Origin of the sequence: Bacillus sp. FSL K6-0069 (genome assembly GCF_038007785.1) — a bacterium.
Taxonomy (GTDB): domain Bacteria; phylum Bacillota; class Bacilli; order Bacillales; family Bacillaceae_G; genus Bacillus_A; species Bacillus_A mobilis.
Genome location: NZ_JBBOXN010000001.1, coordinates 1,678,267 through 1,694,156, shown reverse-complemented (window position 1 = coordinate 1,694,156; position 15,890 = coordinate 1,678,267). Strand labels below are relative to the sequence as shown.

Sequence of the window (15,890 nt, the reverse complement as noted above, 5' to 3'; positions counted from 1 at the left end):
ATTATATATATGTATGCCGTGCGAAAAATGTTATGACACATTTTCTTATCCTTTTTCTTTCATACTTTGCAAGTTGTCTCACCATGATTAAACTCACCATCTATTTCTACTTGAATGGTGACATGTTCTACATGAAATTTTTCCTTTAATATATCCGTAGCCTCTTTTAATACACTTTGCGTTTCATTATCTTTAATAATCAAATGGCAAGTTAATACTTGAAAATCAGATGTGACAGACCATATATGCAAATCATGAACTTCTTTTACAACCGTAATATTTAATAATGTACTTTTTACCTCTTCAACATTTATGTGCTGTGGTGCACCTTCCATTAATATATGGACCGTATCACGTGTTACACGCCATCCACTAATAATGACTAAAATAGACACAAGAATACTAGCAATCGCATCTGCAGCAGTCCATCCGAAAAATTTAATACATAGCGCTGCAATAATCGCTCCGACTGATCCTAACAGATCGCCTAATACGTGTAAGAAAGCACTTCTTAAATTCAAATTGCCCTTCACATCTCCGCCTCTCATTAATATCCAAGCTGATAAAATATTAATAAATAGACCAAGTACGGCAATAATGAGCATCCCATTACTAGCAATCTCAACCGGTTCTTTAAAACGGCGTATTGCTTCAATAAAAATGTATACTGAAATGACAATAAGAACGACACCGTTACATAATGCTGCTAACATTTCGACTCGCTTGTACCCATATGTTTTCGCAGCTGTTGCTGTTTTTTCTCCAAGCTTAAACGCAAGTAAACTTAAAGCTAAAGATACCGCATCACTTAACATATGCCCCGCGTCAGATAGTAGTGCTAAACTATTTGTTACAAATCCTCCAATTACTTCAGCAATCATAAAACTTGTTGTTAGTACGAAAGCAATCAGTAACGCCTTTTTATTGTTAGAATGACCGTGATCATGTGAATGTCCCATACGAATGCTCCTTTAAGTGCAATATCTGTATGTTAGTATGAAACAAACTCCCCATCTTTATCCCGAATTAACGCCCGATTGGTGAAGGCTCATAATCAGTAACGGTGCCCCACACACTGATTAAAATTCCGCTTTATCCCGCTTCCTCTGTATACACACTTCGCTCTTTTTCAAACAAGTCCTTTTTCTCAAATAAAAACAAGACTACTTCTTTTTTATTTTCATATTGTTTACTAAAGAAAGAATTTTTAAGGAGGAGACGAAATTGAAAAGATTATTTCTCTGTATGGAGCGTGAACTTGTTGTTGTAAAAGAACGATATGGTAACTATGAAGCATCCTATCACTTACAAAATATGCAACCTACCTGTATTGCAGTTGATCCATTCCAACAAAACCGTGTATATTGCGGAACATTTGGACGAGGTTTATGGTTAAGCGACGATGGCGGGTATTCGTGGAGACCGATTGGAGATTCCTATCGTTACTTTGATTTCCCTAAAGAGGATGGTATTCTGCACTCCTCTATCACTTCCATAACGATAAGCTCAAATGAACAAGTTAATGGATATGGCGTCGTTTATGTCGGCACAGAACCGAGCGCTTTATTCCGTTCAGAAAATGGCGGTGAAACGTGGACTGAACTTAAAAATATGAAATCATTATTATCTTCTTATACGTGGGCTTTTCCTCCTAGACCTTTCACCCATCACGTACGCTGGATAACAGTAGATCCAAACACTCCAAATACAATCCATGTTTCAATTGAAGCAGGTGCTGTTATTCAAAGTAATGATAGAGGGCATACATGGATTGATAAAAAATTTGGTGCTCCTATCGATGCTCATCAATTGCTTATGCATCCTGACGCTCCAAATCGCCTTTATGCATCATGCGGTGACGGATTTATGGGCGGACCTGATCGCGCATACCTCGAAAGTTATAACAGTGGAAACAGCTGGATCTCATGCAGTGAAGGACTTGAACATCATTATTTATACAGTATGGCTATCGATCCGGCTGATTGCGATACAATTCTCGTTTCTGCCGCACCAAGTGCTGACCTCGCTCATCACCGTATTCCTTATGAATCTTATATTTATCGTAAAACGAAAGATACTCCTTTCCAGCAAGTACAACAAGGTCTACCATCTGCAATCGGTACAGTCATTTCGATGTTTGCGACAAATCCAGCAGAACCACATACATTTTACACTTTAAATAACAACGGCCTGTTTCAATCCAATGATAGCGGCGAATCATGGGAACAACTAAATATTCCTTGGAAAGATGAGTATAAAACGCAGCATCCTCATGCGTTACTCGTAACTAGTTCTTAACGAAAAAAGACTGCCTAATGGTTTTAGGCAGTCTCTCTTTTATTTCTTTAAATCAATGACAATATCATCTAACACTATATCTTTACTCTTCGCTTCTTTTTTCGGAACTTCAATTTTCTTCTCTTTTCCATTCACATACTCCACTCCACCATGATTTTCAGGTGTATGCACTCGCAAGTGCACACGAGGTGTAACGATAAGCTTTGTTGCATTTTCGTTTAACTTTTGGAATGTAGCACTCCAACTACTTTTATGCGGTTCGGCTACTGTACTAGTTCCGCCATTTCCTTCACCTGCATATTTATTTCCTAAATCATCTTTTATTTCTAACTCAACATCCGCACTATCCCATATACTTCGTAATGCCTTAGATTCTTCCTGATTGAAAAAAACGATAAAGGACATCGGGGTTACTTCCATTTTGTCTATGTTTACTTTTATTAATTCATTTTCAGAAACCCTATTAACCTTTACTTCCTTACTATCCATTGCTTTTAAACTAAGTGCGAAATTCCAGTTTCCCTTTATTGTATTACCTTCATAATCCAACTCAATTGCTTCTATATCCCACCAAACATTTGCTACATCTAGCCTTTCACTACCATGACCACTCATCGTAGTCATACCTACATATTTTCTCTCTCCAACTTTTGTAACGTTCGAACTACCTCCTCCGCCATTAAAGCCCATAACTTGCGGACTTCCAAATGGGAACGGTTTCTCTCCTAAATCTTTTTCACTCTCAATAGAATATGTGATGGTAATTGTTCTACCATCAAAAACAGCATCATTAATTGTAACCTTAACCCCATTACTCTCTCTCGTCATATTCAATTCAGTCGAAAACTCTTTATAATTTTCATATAACCCTGTTCTACCATTATCTAAAAATCGGAATATGTCACCTACAATTGGCAATCCCCCGGCATACGTAGGAAATCCAATGCCCAGTGTTGCAACTGATAATCCTACTAAAATAGATGCAGCAGCAACACCTTTTTTCCAACTTTTCATCTTTTTCTTCGTACGTATCGACTGTTTTACATTCCGTTTTACTTTTTCTTTTTCAATTTCAGAAGTCTCAATTTCTTCAAGTTCTTTTTCATCTATATCAATATCATTTAATAGTTCATAAATGTCTTTCATATTGCACTACCTCCAAAACTAATATTCGTAGCATTTTGTTGTAGTTTCTTTTTTCCACGGTACACACGATTATCGATCGCTGCCCGAGTTAACCCTAACTTGTCTCCTATTTCTTCTGTCTTCATACCGAGAAGATATTTCATAATGAACACCTTTTGATCTAACGGTTCTAATTGATTAATAAGCTTCAATAACTCTTCCCTATCTTCCATAACGATTAATTCATCTTCAGCTGACTTTTCCGTACTAATATGAAACTCATCTGAAATAATTTCTACTTTTCTAGTCGCTTTCCGGTAATAATCAATCGCTTTAAATTTCGCAATTGCCGCAATCCATTTTTTAAAGTCACTTGGCTCTCCATGAAATTTATTTGCGTTATTCCAAATGGAAAGAAATATATCGTTTACACATTCCTCAATGAGTCCGTCATTTTGAACTGGAAGAAGAACTTTGTGCGTGATTCCTTTTATGAGTGGTAAGTATGTATCAACAACGAATTCCAGCGCATCTTCTTTTTGCCGTTGTAATCTTTTTATAAAATTTTTCTCATTTGATTTCATGTAGCGATTCCCCTTATTTTTTTGTAAAAGCTTTTACACCCTATATAACGTCTTACAAAAAAATTTCTCTCATCTTTTTTTATTTTTTGTATGTTATGGAATACTTTCCCTAAGCCATTGTCTCACATAACTATGTATTACAAGAAAATTTTCTCAAGTCTGCCTTTTAATTCATGTAGTACACTATTTATATAGTCACTCTTTAACTTAGTGTACATTTTACCCCGCATTAACGGGCAGTAAATCCCACCTCAAAATTGTGCGAATACGAGGAAGTTAGGTGGGAGATAACTGCCCGTAAAAGCCCGATTGGTTCAACTAATAATCAGTGGGGGCTGGCCCCCCACTGATTAAAGTTTCACTTTATTTCATTAATCTACTTTTCAACATTTTAAATTAGGAGATGAGATGTGTATGTGTGGAATTACAGGTTGGGTAGATTGGCAGAAAGATCTTTCAAATCAACATGTTATTTTAGAAAAGATGGCAAATAGTATTCAGCATCGTGGTCCTGATGCTGAAGGATTTTGGTTTTCACCTCGTGCGGCCTTTGCACACCGGCGTTTAATTGTTATTGATCCAGAAGGTGGGACACAGCCGAAGACATTTCGTTCTGGTGATTATACGTATGCTCTTACTTATAATGGAGAAATTTATAATTTCCGTGAACTGAGAGAACAACTTCGAAAATGTGGTCATGCATTTGAAACGCATTCAGATACAGAAGTGTTACTACATGCTTATTTAGAATGGAAAGAAGATTGCGTACAACATTTAAACGGAATTTTCGCTTTCGCCTTATGGGATGATCAGAAGCAACAATTATTTTTAGCACGTGACCACTTAGGCGTAAAGCCACTCTTTTATACTGAAAGAAATGACAGCATTATTTTCGGATCTGAAATAAAAGCGCTATTGGCTCATCCATCTGTTCCTGCTGAAATTGATTCGGATGGCATAAACGAAATATTTGGATTAGGCTTATTTCGAACTCCAGGATGTGGCGTCTTTAAACATATTCAAGAAGTGCGTGCTGGACATTCTATAACGTTTACACGTGATAAAAAAGTAGTTAAGAAGTATTGGAATTTAGAAAGTAAGGTTCATACAGACTGTACTGAAGATACATCATCACATATTTTATCTATTTTACAAGATACAGTAAAAAGACAATTAATTGCCGATGTTCCTCTCGTTTGTATGTTATCAGGAGGATTAGATTCTAGCGGGATTACTGCACTAGCGGGGAAAGAATTTGCTGCTGAAAATAAAACACTTCATACGTATTCCGTTGACTTTGTAAATAGCGCAAAAGATTTCGAGCTGACATTTGCTCGCACTGGTTTAGACGCTCCTTGGGTAAAACGCGTTTCTGAACATGTAGGGACATCGCATCATGACATTATCGTGAATGCTGAAGAATTAGCAAATCACTTATTCGTTCCCCTTTGTGCAAAAGATTTACCGAGTGCCGGTGAAATGGAAACTTCACTATATTTACTATTTTGCGAAATGAAAAAAGATGCAACTGTAGCTTTATCTGGAGAATCTGCTGATGAAGTATTCGGTGGGTATCCTTGGTTTCATCAAGAAGAATTACTATATGTAGATAAGTTTCCGTGGCTAACAAATTGGAAAAACACTTCTCCTCTTCTACTAAATGAAGTAAATAGCCAATGCAACCTAGAAAACTATATTGATGCACGATTCCAAGAAGCGATACTTGAAGTACCTACTCTTGAAGGCGAAAGTAAAAAATCCGCAAAACAACGTCAAATGTTTTATTTATTTTTAACGAGATTTCTCCCTTTCTTACTTGACCGTAAAGACCGTATGAGCATGGCTGTAGGCTTTGAAGTTCGTGTACCGTTTTGCGATTATCGATTAGTTGAATATTTATGGAACGTTCCTTTCAACATAAAAAGCATTGATAATATTGAAAAAGGCATTTTACGTAGAGCACTACAACCTGCTTTACCTGACGATGTACGTAATAGAAGAAAAAGTGCTTATCCAACTTCACAAGATCCACATTATCTGCAAACAATCCGTCATTTATCACTCGACATGTGCAGTAATAAAAACAATCCTATTTTCTCACTTATTAATCATTCTACATTACTTGCCATTGCCGATGAAAGCAATAAAGAAATTAACAATTTTGAAGCAAGAAGTGCTATGGAATACATGCTTCAAGTAAATGAATGGTTAAAAACGTATCACATCCATATCGCTTAACAAAAAGGAGTTCAAGGATAAAAACCTTGAACTCCTTTTATATTAATTAGCGCATCGTTTATTTTCAGTATCAATAGACCATCCAATAATAGTGGCACAATCTCTACCTTTCCACTGCAGTACATTTGTTAATACTGGTTCAATCTGTAAGCAACTTCCGTCGTGCAATATTTCTACTAATGATTGATCATCATCAAACCTTTGTTTATCACATTCTAAAATACCGTCCGTTGCCATTACAATATGATTCATTCCTTTTTCTAATCCTCTTACACCTGACGTAAAGCAAGGTGTATTTGCCGCAAAAATATTTTTCCTACCGATATATTCGTAATTCTTTCGTTTATTTAATCGCCCTTTATCATTCTTCGTTTTCTCAGAATGAAATAAATATGCGAAACAATCACCAACTGATAGCCAATATAAAAATTCGCCTTTTCGTAAACAAATTAAGCATGCAAGTTCCTCATCATCTTGATCACATTTTTCAATAAACAATTCATCTGTAAATAACGCTAATAAGTACATATGTGTATGATGAAAAGCTAAATGTATCGGGTAGGAAAATAACTCTTTTAGTTTCTCTTTTCTTTCTGAAATTGCTTCTATTATATAATCAATATTTTTTGTTTTATGGTGTGTATCAAAAATCATAACAAATTCAAATTGTAATTCAGGATCCCACCAAGCAAGTACCGCATCTCCTCGTTCATATGCATCACTTTCTTGATTTCCCCCATATACGCCGACTGAAAGAGGACCACATTTTTCAACATGTATTTCATCTACATACATCTGTTCATGACTCATCCATTTGAATGTATTCACAGCTATCATCCTCTCTCTTGCTAAATGTATACCTTTACACATAGATTACCTTATATTTCAATAAAAATAAACTTTTTCAACATTTTTTATCCAAATAAAAGGGTTTTATTTCTATACTAACGAATATATCTTATTATACGATATAAAAAACAGGGGGCTTTATCATTATGAAAGACATCAATCAACATTGGGAGAGTATTTATTATCACTTACGATACGAATATGAAGACAACCTTTCTCACCAAGCTATTCGTATTTTACAAATCGTTTCTCGCGAGAAAGATATAACAATTGGAAAAGTCGCTACTGAGCTTAGTCTCTCTCATAACACAGCATCTGAACACGTAAAGCGCCTTATTCAAAAAGGATTTATTATAAAAGAAAGAAACAAACAAGATGAAAGAGTTGTAAACCTTACATTAACGATAGAAGGCATTGAAGTATTAGAAAAGCATACTTTACTAGATAAAGAAAAGATAAAAATATTAGAATCTCAGTTATCAAAAGAAGAACAACAATTAATCGAAAAAGCCTTTTCGTTATTAGCGAAGGAGGCAAAATATGCATTTCCTCGTTAAAGTAATCGTCTCGGCACTTATTATCGGCGTTATTACTGAAGTCGCTAAACATTACAGTGCGATAGGCGGCTTTATTGCTGCCCTTCCACTCGTTAGTTTACTAAGTCTATTTTGGATTTCTTTTGAAGGCGGGAACAAACAAGAATTAAGTCAATTTGCTATAGGCGTATTATATGGATTTCCCGCATCCGCACTACTATTATTTATCGTCTATATTGGTTTAAAAAACTCATTTTCACTTAGTACATCTGTCCTAATGGGTATAGGGGTTTGGTGTATTGTTTTTGCTTGTCAAAAATTATTTCAAGCTTAGTTAGGAGGGTTTATTATTTATAAACTTGTAGAGGTATTGGGGCAAACTATAGAAGTATATATAAAAGGAAGTAGTAAACAAACGGTAGTCATTCAAACCGGGATGACTTGCTCATTTTACGATTGGCTTCCTATTATAGAAAAACTTTCACAACATTTTACAGTCGTTTCCTACCATCGCCCTGGTTACGGAAAAAGTGAACTAGGAAATCATTCCCGTACTACATTACAAGTAACAAACGAACTTTATATGTTACTACAAAAACTGGATATTCACGAGCCAATCATTCTAATCGGTCATTCCTATGGCGGCTTATGCGCACAACATTTTGCGATGCTACATGAAGATAAGCTGGAGGCACTTATTTTAGTGGATTCTACTTCCATGAACTTACACCGACTAGATGAACTTCATTTACCAATTTCTGATCAGACTGACTCGGATGATATGTGGCTGCAAAAATATAATACGTACTCCAAAATGAATGTAGACATGCTTTATAATGAACTAAAATCTATACTCGTTAATCAACCAAGACAATACATTGAATTTTCTACCTCGCCTCTATTATATAAAGCGACAGCTTCTGAACTATGTGAGTGGAAAAATTGTGCTCGCTCAATAAAAAAGCTACATAAAACATTAGAAACACCTTTAATCGTTATCGGTAGAGACCCTCAATATTCTATTACTCAGTTGACTGAAGGCGGCATGCCAAAAGAGGAAGCGATACAACTAGAAGCAATGTGGCAAGAACTAATTCATGAACAATTACAGCTCTCAATACATAGCCAATATATACTTGCCGAACATGCTGGTCACGGAATCCAAAATGATCGGCAAGATATTATTATTGAGGTAATTCAATCTCTAAAAATAAAAAAAGGAAGCAACTAACGCTGCTTCCTTACTTATCTATTCATAATCTTCTTCATCATCGATTTCTTCGTAATACGAATTCCCATTACTTACATAAATAGGGCCATTCGCAACGTCAATACGTAATACCCATGCCCATGGCACAGCTAAACGCTTATGTATTGCTCGCCAAAAGCTCATTGATTTTCTTTCGTACTCCTGGAACTCCTGAAGTAACTCTTTGTAGGAGGAACCGTCTAACTGAATATTTGCTTCTAGCAAACGAGAATGGGCATAGTACTGCAGCTCAAGTTCAGCAGCAATTTCCATTTCTTCTTCCGTTGCCATACCAATAATTGTTCCATCTGCTGGTGCAATTTCATATACGTTGTGAACTTCAATAAGCCCTTCTTTCTCTTTCTCAAACATGTAAACAGCCTCCTTTAACACATAATTTTTATGTTACAAAGTCATACTTCTACAATAACTTCTCTCTTTCCTCTTTTTTTGATAAACTTTTACAAATTATTTACCCCGCATTAACGGGCAGTAAGACCCCCACCTCAAAATTCAGCGAAAGCAAAGAAGTTAGATGGGGATCAACTGCCCGTAAAAGCCCGATTGGTGAAGGCTAATAATCAGTGGGGGATGAACAAAACCCCCACTGATTAAAGTTTCACTTTATCTGATAATCTGTAGACTGTATTCTTTCAGCAGAACTGAAACAATTATTATCAAAAGTTAATTTATACATGTCAGGCATATGAAGGGTTTTCCAAAACTGAAAATCATATTTCGAGTCAAAATAATTCATTAGTAATACCATAATATTCCCATGAGTACCTATTACAATATTCTTACCTTTATATTTTTTTAATATACTTTGCATACATGTTACAACGCGTCTTTGTGCTACATCATTTGATTCTCCGCCTTCGTATGCATAATTCCAATCTCCCCACACTTTCTCCATAGCATCATTAAAATCCTGTACCGGCTCTGTACTTAATAATCTTTCACGCAAATCTTCTTCTATTTGTATCGATACATGATATGTATTCGCAATTCCTTGTACAGTTTGGATTGCCCTTTTGTACGGGCTAGAAATCACAACATCAATATGTTTATCTTTTAACAAGCGTGTTACATTCTCGGCATCACAATGCCCTTTTTCAGATAACGGTCGTCCCCGTTCTTCTTTTGTATATGTAGAGTGGGCATGGCGAACGAAATATATTGTCGTCATTTTTCAACTTCCTTTCTTATTTTCAATCTATATTCAATGAAGCAAATAAGAAATCCTGTATCATAATAAGAAAAGGACACTTTCTAAAAAGCGCCCTTGTTTACATAATAAAATTATTTCATTATAATTTCTTTCTAAACTCTTCATCTTTTATAGCATCTTGAATAAAATAATCTATATTATTTCTCAGCTTTTGGTATGCAACTTGATCTTCTATATCGTTAAACATAATGACAGCTTCTACCTTATTGCCTTTTTTATCTGTAGTATACGATGTGAACTTGTCATGACTTGTCATGACTAGTAAGCTCTAACTCTGTTAAACTATCATTTACTCTTTCTATTCCAAGCCTATCTAACAAATATGTTGTAAAAGAAAGAGTTACTCTATTTCACATGATGTTATTTGTCCATTTAACGTAACGACTATATTTGAGTCGTCACTTTCTTTAACACCTTTTAGTCGATTGGAGTTAGGAGGACCAATTACAACTGACTCCTTAATTGGCGAAAGGTCCTTTCCTAATTTTTCTGCACTTACACCGTATGCAGCTTGAAATACTTCTGGTGGTGTTAATCTAAGTATGTCTGATCCTTCTGCTGTTTCAAACTGATCATTATTGAAGAACAAATGTAATTGTACTTCTTCTGTTACCGCTGTGATCCAATGCCACCATCCCATTGGAATAAAGACAGTTTGCCCCGCTTTTACATGATAATTTTGTAATTGATTCGTTTCGGGATTTAAAATGGATGTAACTGCTTCTCCTGATACTACAACATCCAACTCCCACGCATTCGGATGCCAATGCGGTTCTCGCATATGCCCTTTCGTCATAAATAAATCAACAAATGCTCCACCTATCATCGCTGGTAACTGCGTTGACGTAACTTCATATGCAACGTTTTTCTCATCCCTTTTAAAAAAGATATTTTTTCTCGAATCAAAGAAAAGGTTTGGAGTTCCTGAGCTTTTCTTTAAGTTTTTATTATCTGGAACATAACCTGAACTACTCATTTTATCCCTCTTTTCCACTCCGAACATTTCTACTTTCACACTGTATCGTATGGAAAAAATGTATGAATGTGCCTAACAAAAAAACATGCCTTCATAAGGAGAGCATGTTTTGTGATATTCTTCACATTGTTTAGTTAAAAAATAAACTTTTTACTTACCATGATGTAACATTAAATCACTAAGTTCTTCTTCAATGTGATTTAATTTCGCAACGCCTTCTTTCCATTTATGAATATAACGTGATACCCCGACAATAAATAAACCAATAATTGTAGAAAGAATAATACCATATACGATTGTTACAGTACTCATAGTTACACTTCCTTATAATTAGTAATGTTGTTATTAGTTATGTTTTTATTATAAACCTTTTTCTTTTAAAATACTTCGATTTCAACTTTTTGTAACAAAATTGATTTTTCTAACATTTTGTTCATGAAAATGGCATATTTTTCACAAATTATACAAAACTTCACCATATGTACTATTACCATATGAGTTATATTATTTAATAGAATAAAGGGGATGATATACTATGACGACTTGGTTTATTGTTATGTTAGTTGTATTTGGGGCATTTAAAATTATCGTTTCTAGTCTTCCTAACTCTGTTATTGAATCCATCATTAGCAAGTACGAAACACATCCACAACTTGAAGAAGAGAATGCGACTGTTACAATCAATGGAAATAACTTAGAAGGCGAACAGAAATCCAAAATTATTCATGATTTTAACGAAGGATTATTTTTGGATCGCTATTATGCACCACCATACAATGAGGGCACACCTTTAATTATCAATGCAAAACGTGGTAAAAAAGATTTTGTCTTTTACATTTATAGTCATGAAGAACATGTTGATGTTGTAAAGCAATATAAAAAGAAGGTAGTTGCTTATAGTTTACGCTCTAAAAACCTTCAAAATAATGCTATGTTCGTGTCAGCTGACTTAGCTTAATACTCGTATATAGGAAAAAGGAATCCATAGCATATGGATTCCTTTTTTATTATTTACTGAAAAATAAGCTCTGTCTTCAAACTATCTTTCGGTAACAACCATCCTTTTTGATCTACACTCTTCATTAATAATTCTCTTTGTTTTGTTGCAATACTTTCCTCATTTGTTTTAAACGACACTTCTATTACAAAATCATCTTCTATTGTCCCTGTATTACTTAGTGGCCAAACTTCAATATTCGTTTTTATATTTTCAAACTCCCCTGTATACCGTTTCATTAATACAGGACCGTAAATACGAGAGTTCTTGAGCAGTTCTTCTCCCCAATTCGTATACAGCCATTTGTTCATTTTCCCTGGTAACTTTTCTATTAACATGTTTTGAGCGGCTCGTTCGTTTGGTAAATCAAGTACTCCATATCCTTTAGCGCTGTAACTTTTTTTATTTGAAATACTTAACGTTTTCTTCTCAAATCCCCAATCTACTTCTGCCTCATAACTATCAGTTTTACTATCAAATCCATCGTTTTTAGCTACTTCTAGTGCATCTTGAATTACACCATTTTGAATAGGATATCTTTTTTTATATGTTAGTTCAAAATCTTTACTAAATTCTTTCTTTCGAATTCTCGCAAACCAACCTTCCTTACTTAAATCTTTATTTGCCGTATCTAAAAATTGCACTCGTATTCTTTCATAATTTGTAACAGCCTGGAAATATTCTAGTACCTCTTGATTTATTTCTTTGTTATAACCTAATACTTGTTCTGGTTTTAATAATAATTTCACTTCAAAACTAGGTTTCATCGGACTGGCGGCAAAGCCTTCCTTAACGTTATAAAGGAAACAACAAAAGAAAATACTCACGAATACAAATACTTTTTTCATATACCTATCTCCTTTTCGTTTTAAATAACTTCTATACGTTCCATAGTAAGTGAATACACATTTTCATACCCCGCCGTGCTAAGCTGTTTCTGTAATCGATCCGTATCCTCTTTCAAAGCATGTACTAACACCGTATGTTTTGGTAATAGTGTATTTAACATTGCCTTAACGTCACTTATACTTTGATGAACTTTATAAGGAACTCGCTTCACCCTACACCCTTTACCTACGCGTTCTTTCAAAACTTTTTCTGCAAAACTCCCTTTAGCAATATGCCCAGTAAAGATAATGGAATTTCGTTCTTCATGCCGAAGTTGTTCATAATATAACTGCGCTCGCTTCGTTTGCATATTCGCATCACTCATGACAACTATTCCATAACTATTTTGCGTACGGCTGCCATGATCCATAACGATTATGTTTCTTTTTAAATTCTCCATAAGCCCTTCAAGTTCTTCATTATTTTTGAGCCAATCTTTGTATACGAACATCTCTTCAAAACCATCCAAAATTTCTCGATCTACTATAATGGGCAGTTCTTTATATTTTTCATATAAATACAATACAATATCTTGTGCCCTACCAAGCGGTGGCAACGGTAGTAACGCTATTCCTTTATTTTGAACAACTCGCTCAATTTCTGCACACAGTTCGTTTACTCGTTCATGTTGCGAAACATCGTCAGTATGATAAGCGGCATCTACGATTGCGACTTTTATCCCCCCGCGTAATTTCTCAGGTAAATTAGCTCGCAATATGTTAGACTCTGCTGAATAATCGCCAGAATAAAATACATATGTATGACTCATATCCACTAAAAACCAAACAGCCCCTAATACATGCCCACTATATCCCCACTGAAACCGTAATGCAGGAGTAATCTGTATCCATTCATTCGGATTACTAATCTCATCAATACAAACATAATTTAAATCTTTAACATTTTGGTCGTTATAAGGTACATTCCATCCTTGCGCTAAATTGTAGTTTCTCCATTTTTCATAATAAGCGGGAAGTTGCTCCATCGTATAACGAGTCGTCCAAATTTTATTCTTATATCCATACTTTGCTAATAAAGGTAATCCCATCGTATGATCTTCGTGAATATGTGATAAAAATACCGCATCTAAAAATGGTACAACTTCCCTCTCTATTTTTGGATAACTATCCTCATATGACCGATTAATACCACAGTCAAATACTATTTTCGTATCTTTCTTTTTTACGAAGTAGCAGGAACGACCGTATTCTCCCGCTCCTCCCCATACTTCTATCTTCATCATGCTACCCCTTTTCGCTTTTGCTCCATATGTTGCAGAAGTAATAAACATACTGTTGTAAGTCCAACTGAAACGACAGCCATCGCCATTCCAATAGATACTTCTCCTTGTTCAAATTGAGCGAAAATAAATGTTGCTGACGTTTCTACTGATGGAGGTAGTACGAGAAGTGATGCTACTAATTCTCTTATCGAGATTGTAAATGTCATCGCCCATCCAGCAAGAATGCCCGGGATAATAAGGGGTAATATTATCTTTCTAAAAATGTAAATATAATTTCCAGAAAAAATACTTCCAGCCTGTACTAGAGAATCATCAATTTGTCCAAGCGATGCTTTTACATACTGCACCGTATAAGGTAAAAAAAGAACGACGTACGTTACGATAACCATGACTGGTGTATTGTAAATCGACAGGGGCATATAGGGTGAATTCCAGAACAAAATAAGCCCTACAACCATCACGATTCCTGGTACCATATTTGGTAACATACCGCACATATCAAGCCATTTTTCAGAGGACTTTTTCCCCTTTCGAATCATAAGCGCCAAAAAGACTCCAATAGTAGCAGCAGTAATTGCTGTTATAAGTGAAAATAGAAAACTGTTCCATAAAGCCTCTAATCCTGGAGATCCAATTGTAAACAATGCTTCATAATGGCTCGTTGTAAAGTTGTTTACATGCAAGCCGCCGCCTCTTAATTTTGATAATGAAGCAATCAGTATAGAAAAATACGGGATTCCAATTGATACGATTAATAAACCAATTACATAAACCCATGCTACAACCCGTGTAAATATAGACAATGTATACCTTTTAGATTTCACACCTTTTCCACTAACCATTGCATATGAGTACTTTCGATTCAATACATTTTGCATATACCAAATGAGCATACATGCACTAAGTAATAAAGAAGATAATGCTGTTGCGCTACTAAAATCAATTGGCCAACTTGAAATAAATTTATGAATCTCTGATGTTAACACATGAAATCCTATTCTACGTCCGAATGTAGCCGGTGTTCCAAATTCAGCAATCGTCTTTACGAAAATAAGTAAAGCACCCATTACATAACTTGATACTAATAACGGCAATATGATTTTTCGTAAACGATAGAAAAAGCTTCCACCATGAACTGCTGCCGCTTCTTCTTTACTACTTCCGATTTGAAGTAAAGTATTCTTCAACATGAAGTAAAGGAATGGGAATAAATGCAGACTCATTATTAAAACCATACCTCCTAAACTAAAAAACGAAGATGAAATCGTCTTTAGCATCGGAAAAAACTGCTCGAAATAGCCGTTCGGCTGCATGAACAAAATCCAGCCCATCGATCCAATATACGGCGGAGTCATAAATGGAATCATAAAAATAATATCCAATTTACTATACTTTCCAACATCTGTTTTACTCATAATAAACGCTAGTGGAAATGCAAATATGGTCGCTCCTATTACTACGAGTACACCTAAAAGCATCGAGTTTAGAAAAGTCCCAGCTAATCCACCACTCTGCATCACTTCAAAAGGCTTTAAAAAATTCCAACTACTATTTTCATATACACTAGAAAATAAAATGAGGAAAAGTGGAATGACGATTAACATCGCCACAAGTAACAACGCTACCGTCATTCCAACTTGTCTTACTGACATGAATCGATTTACCATGTAATCACC

The 15,890-nt window shown here is 35.3% G+C and carries 18 protein-coding genes and 1 pseudogene; 6 read left to right on the top strand and 13 right to left on the bottom strand.

What is annotated here, in order from left to right; all coding sequences use genetic code 11:
* Positions 1-59: 59 nt before the first annotated feature.
* Positions 60-959 carry a cation diffusion facilitator family transporter gene (locus MHB74_RS08825; protein WP_061680590.1) on the bottom strand — a complete coding sequence of 300 codons (900 nt, stop codon included), beginning with the start codon at positions 957-959 and terminating at the stop codon, positions 60-62.
* A 265-nt stretch (positions 960-1,224) separates the two neighbouring features.
* Between MHB74_RS08825 and MHB74_RS08820 the strand changes: the two genes are divergently transcribed.
* Positions 1,225-2,298, top strand: coding sequence for a hypothetical protein (locus MHB74_RS08820; protein WP_061680589.1), 1,074 nt, complete (start codon positions 1,225-1,227; stop codon positions 2,296-2,298).
* A gap of 39 nt (positions 2,299-2,337) precedes the next feature.
* Here MHB74_RS08820 and MHB74_RS08815 read toward each other — a convergent pair whose 3' ends face one another.
* Both MHB74_RS08815 and MHB74_RS08810 read right to left on the bottom strand, forming a co-directional pair.
* A complete protein-coding gene (locus tag MHB74_RS08815; RefSeq protein ID WP_061680588.1) occupies positions 2,338-3,444 on the bottom strand; it encodes a DUF4179 domain-containing protein in 1,107 nt (368 codons plus the stop codon).
* On the bottom strand, positions 3,441-4,007 hold the full coding sequence (locus tag MHB74_RS08810; protein WP_000840022.1) for a sigma-70 family RNA polymerase sigma factor: 567 nt from the start codon (positions 4,005-4,007) through the stop codon (positions 3,441-3,443). The genes MHB74_RS08815 and MHB74_RS08810 overlap by 4 nt, the downstream gene beginning before the upstream one ends.
* Positions 4,008-4,421: 414 nt before the next feature.
* On the opposite strand from MHB74_RS08810, the gene asnB reads away from it, so the two are divergent.
* A complete protein-coding gene (asnB, locus tag MHB74_RS08805; RefSeq protein WP_061680587.1) occupies positions 4,422-6,245 on the top strand; it encodes an asparagine synthase (glutamine-hydrolyzing) in 1,824 nt (607 codons plus the stop codon).
* A 42-nt stretch (positions 6,246-6,287) separates the two neighbouring features.
* Here the strand turns inward: asnB and MHB74_RS08800 are convergent, their stop codons facing one another.
* Positions 6,288-7,115, bottom strand: coding sequence for a protein phosphatase 2C domain-containing protein (locus MHB74_RS08800; RefSeq protein WP_061680586.1), 828 nt, complete (start codon positions 7,113-7,115; stop codon positions 6,288-6,290).
* A 125-nt stretch (positions 7,116-7,240) separates the two neighbouring features.
* Between MHB74_RS08800 and MHB74_RS08795 the strand changes: the two genes are divergently transcribed.
* Genes MHB74_RS08795 through MHB74_RS08785 form a run of 3 tightly spaced genes read left to right on the top strand, consistent with a single transcriptional unit; the run spans position 7,241 to position 8,861 of the window.
* Positions 7,241-7,651 carry a MarR family winged helix-turn-helix transcriptional regulator gene (locus MHB74_RS08795; protein WP_061680585.1) on the top strand — a complete coding sequence of 137 codons (411 nt, stop codon included), beginning with the start codon at positions 7,241-7,243 and terminating at the stop codon, positions 7,649-7,651.
* Positions 7,635-7,964 (top strand): DUF3147 family protein, encoded by a 330-nt coding sequence (locus MHB74_RS08790; protein ID WP_061680584.1) that lies wholly within the window; start codon positions 7,635-7,637, stop codon positions 7,962-7,964. The genes MHB74_RS08795 and MHB74_RS08790 overlap by 17 nt, the downstream gene beginning before the upstream one ends.
* 36 nt (positions 7,965-8,000) lie before the next feature.
* Positions 8,001-8,861, top strand: coding sequence for an alpha/beta hydrolase (locus MHB74_RS08785; RefSeq protein WP_061680583.1), 861 nt, complete (start codon positions 8,001-8,003; stop codon positions 8,859-8,861).
* Between the two features lie 18 nt (positions 8,862-8,879).
* Here the strand turns inward: MHB74_RS08785 and MHB74_RS08780 are convergent, their stop codons facing one another.
* The 6 genes and pseudogenes from MHB74_RS08780 to MHB74_RS08755 form a co-directional block, all read right to left on the bottom strand.
* Entirely contained in the window at positions 8,880-9,251 is a 372-nt protein-coding gene (locus MHB74_RS08780) for a hypothetical protein (RefSeq protein WP_000461767.1), read from the bottom strand.
* Between the two features lie 247 nt (positions 9,252-9,498).
* The gene (locus MHB74_RS08775; RefSeq protein ID WP_061680582.1) at positions 9,499-10,068 is read right to left on the bottom strand and encodes a histidine phosphatase family protein; all 570 of its coding nucleotides are present in this window, start codon (positions 10,066-10,068) and stop codon (positions 9,499-9,501) included.
* Positions 10,069-10,189: 121 nt separating this feature from the next.
* A pseudogene (locus MHB74_RS08770) lies at positions 10,190-10,339 on the bottom strand (serine hydrolase); the annotation flags it as partial.
* Positions 10,340-10,450: 111 nt separating this feature from the next.
* Positions 10,451-11,086 carry a cupin domain-containing protein gene (locus tag MHB74_RS08765; protein ID WP_061680581.1) on the bottom strand — a complete coding sequence of 212 codons (636 nt, stop codon included), beginning with the start codon at positions 11,084-11,086 and terminating at the stop codon, positions 10,451-10,453.
* Between the two features lie 150 nt (positions 11,087-11,236).
* On the bottom strand, positions 11,237-11,398 hold the full coding sequence (locus tag MHB74_RS08760; protein WP_061680580.1) for a hypothetical protein: 162 nt from the start codon (positions 11,396-11,398) through the stop codon (positions 11,237-11,239).
* Between the two features lie 65 nt (positions 11,399-11,463).
* Entirely contained in the window at positions 11,464-11,580 is a 117-nt protein-coding gene (locus MHB74_RS08755) for a multidrug transporter MatE (protein ID WP_080685354.1), read from the bottom strand.
* A 41-nt stretch (positions 11,581-11,621) separates the two neighbouring features.
* Between MHB74_RS08755 and MHB74_RS08750 the strand changes: the two genes are divergently transcribed.
* The gene (locus MHB74_RS08750) at positions 11,622-12,044 is read left to right on the top strand and encodes a YfmQ family protein (protein WP_061680579.1); all 423 of its coding nucleotides are present in this window, start codon (positions 11,622-11,624) and stop codon (positions 12,042-12,044) included.
* 53 nt (positions 12,045-12,097) lie between these two features.
* Here the strand turns inward: MHB74_RS08750 and MHB74_RS08745 are convergent, their stop codons facing one another.
* From MHB74_RS08745 to MHB74_RS08735, 3 genes are read right to left on the bottom strand one after another with little or no spacing between them, the layout of a single operon-like run.
* Positions 12,098-12,931 (bottom strand): hypothetical protein, encoded by an 834-nt coding sequence (locus tag MHB74_RS08745; RefSeq protein WP_061680578.1) that lies wholly within the window; start codon positions 12,929-12,931, stop codon positions 12,098-12,100.
* 20 nt (positions 12,932-12,951) lie between these two features.
* A complete protein-coding gene (locus tag MHB74_RS08740) occupies positions 12,952-14,214 on the bottom strand; it encodes an MBL fold metallo-hydrolase (protein ID WP_061680577.1) in 1,263 nt (420 codons plus the stop codon).
* Complete coding sequence (locus MHB74_RS08735; RefSeq protein ID WP_061680576.1) at positions 14,211-15,881, bottom strand: ABC transporter permease; 1,671 nt, start codon at positions 15,879-15,881, stop codon at positions 14,211-14,213. Before MHB74_RS08735 ends, MHB74_RS08740 begins: the two co-directional genes overlap by 4 nt.
* Positions 15,882-15,890 lie beyond the last annotated feature (9 nt).

Excerpts from the sequence above, each read along its gene's own strand:
- MHB74_RS08825 (WP_061680590.1), bottom strand. The coding sequence starts at position 959 with ATGGGACATTCACATGATCACGGTCATTCTAACAATAAAAAGGCGTTA.
- MHB74_RS08815 (WP_061680588.1), bottom strand. The coding sequence starts at position 3,444 with ATGAAAGACATTTATGAACTATTAAATGATATTGATATAGATGAAAAA.
- MHB74_RS08790 (WP_061680584.1), top strand. The coding sequence starts at position 7,635 with ATGCATTTCCTCGTTAAAGTAATCGTCTCGGCACTTATTATCGGCGTT.
- MHB74_RS08745 (WP_061680578.1), bottom strand. The coding sequence starts at position 12,931 with ATGAAAAAAGTATTTGTATTCGTGAGTATTTTCTTTTGTTGTTTCCTT.
- MHB74_RS08755 (WP_080685354.1), bottom strand. The coding sequence starts at position 11,580 with ATGGTAATAGTACATATGGTGAAGTTTTGTATAATTTGTGAAAAATAT.
- MHB74_RS08780 (WP_000461767.1), bottom strand. The coding sequence starts at position 9,251 with ATGTTTGAGAAAGAGAAAGAAGGGCTTATTGAAGTTCACAACGTATAT.
- MHB74_RS08810 (WP_000840022.1), bottom strand. The coding sequence starts at position 4,007 with ATGAAATCAAATGAGAAAAATTTTATAAAAAGATTACAACGGCAAAAA.
- MHB74_RS08735 (WP_061680576.1), bottom strand. The coding sequence starts at position 15,881 with ATGGTAAATCGATTCATGTCAGTAAGACAAGTTGGAATGACGGTAGCG.
- MHB74_RS08800 (WP_061680586.1), bottom strand. The coding sequence starts at position 7,115 with ATGTGTAAAGGTATACATTTAGCAAGAGAGAGGATGATAGCTGTGAAT.
- MHB74_RS08740 (WP_061680577.1), bottom strand. The coding sequence starts at position 14,214 with ATGATGAAGATAGAAGTATGGGGAGGAGCGGGAGAATACGGTCGTTCC.
- MHB74_RS08795 (WP_061680585.1), top strand. The coding sequence starts at position 7,241 with ATGAAAGACATCAATCAACATTGGGAGAGTATTTATTATCACTTACGA.
- MHB74_RS08750 (WP_061680579.1), top strand. The coding sequence starts at position 11,622 with ATGACGACTTGGTTTATTGTTATGTTAGTTGTATTTGGGGCATTTAAA.
- MHB74_RS08765 (WP_061680581.1), bottom strand. The coding sequence starts at position 11,086 with ATGAGTAGTTCAGGTTATGTTCCAGATAATAAAAACTTAAAGAAAAGC.
- MHB74_RS08760 (WP_061680580.1), bottom strand. The coding sequence starts at position 11,398 with ATGAGTACTGTAACAATCGTATATGGTATTATTCTTTCTACAATTATT.
- asnB (WP_061680587.1), top strand. The coding sequence starts at position 4,422 with ATGTGTGGAATTACAGGTTGGGTAGATTGGCAGAAAGATCTTTCAAAT.
- MHB74_RS08775 (WP_061680582.1), bottom strand. The coding sequence starts at position 10,068 with ATGACGACAATATATTTCGTTCGCCATGCCCACTCTACATATACAAAA.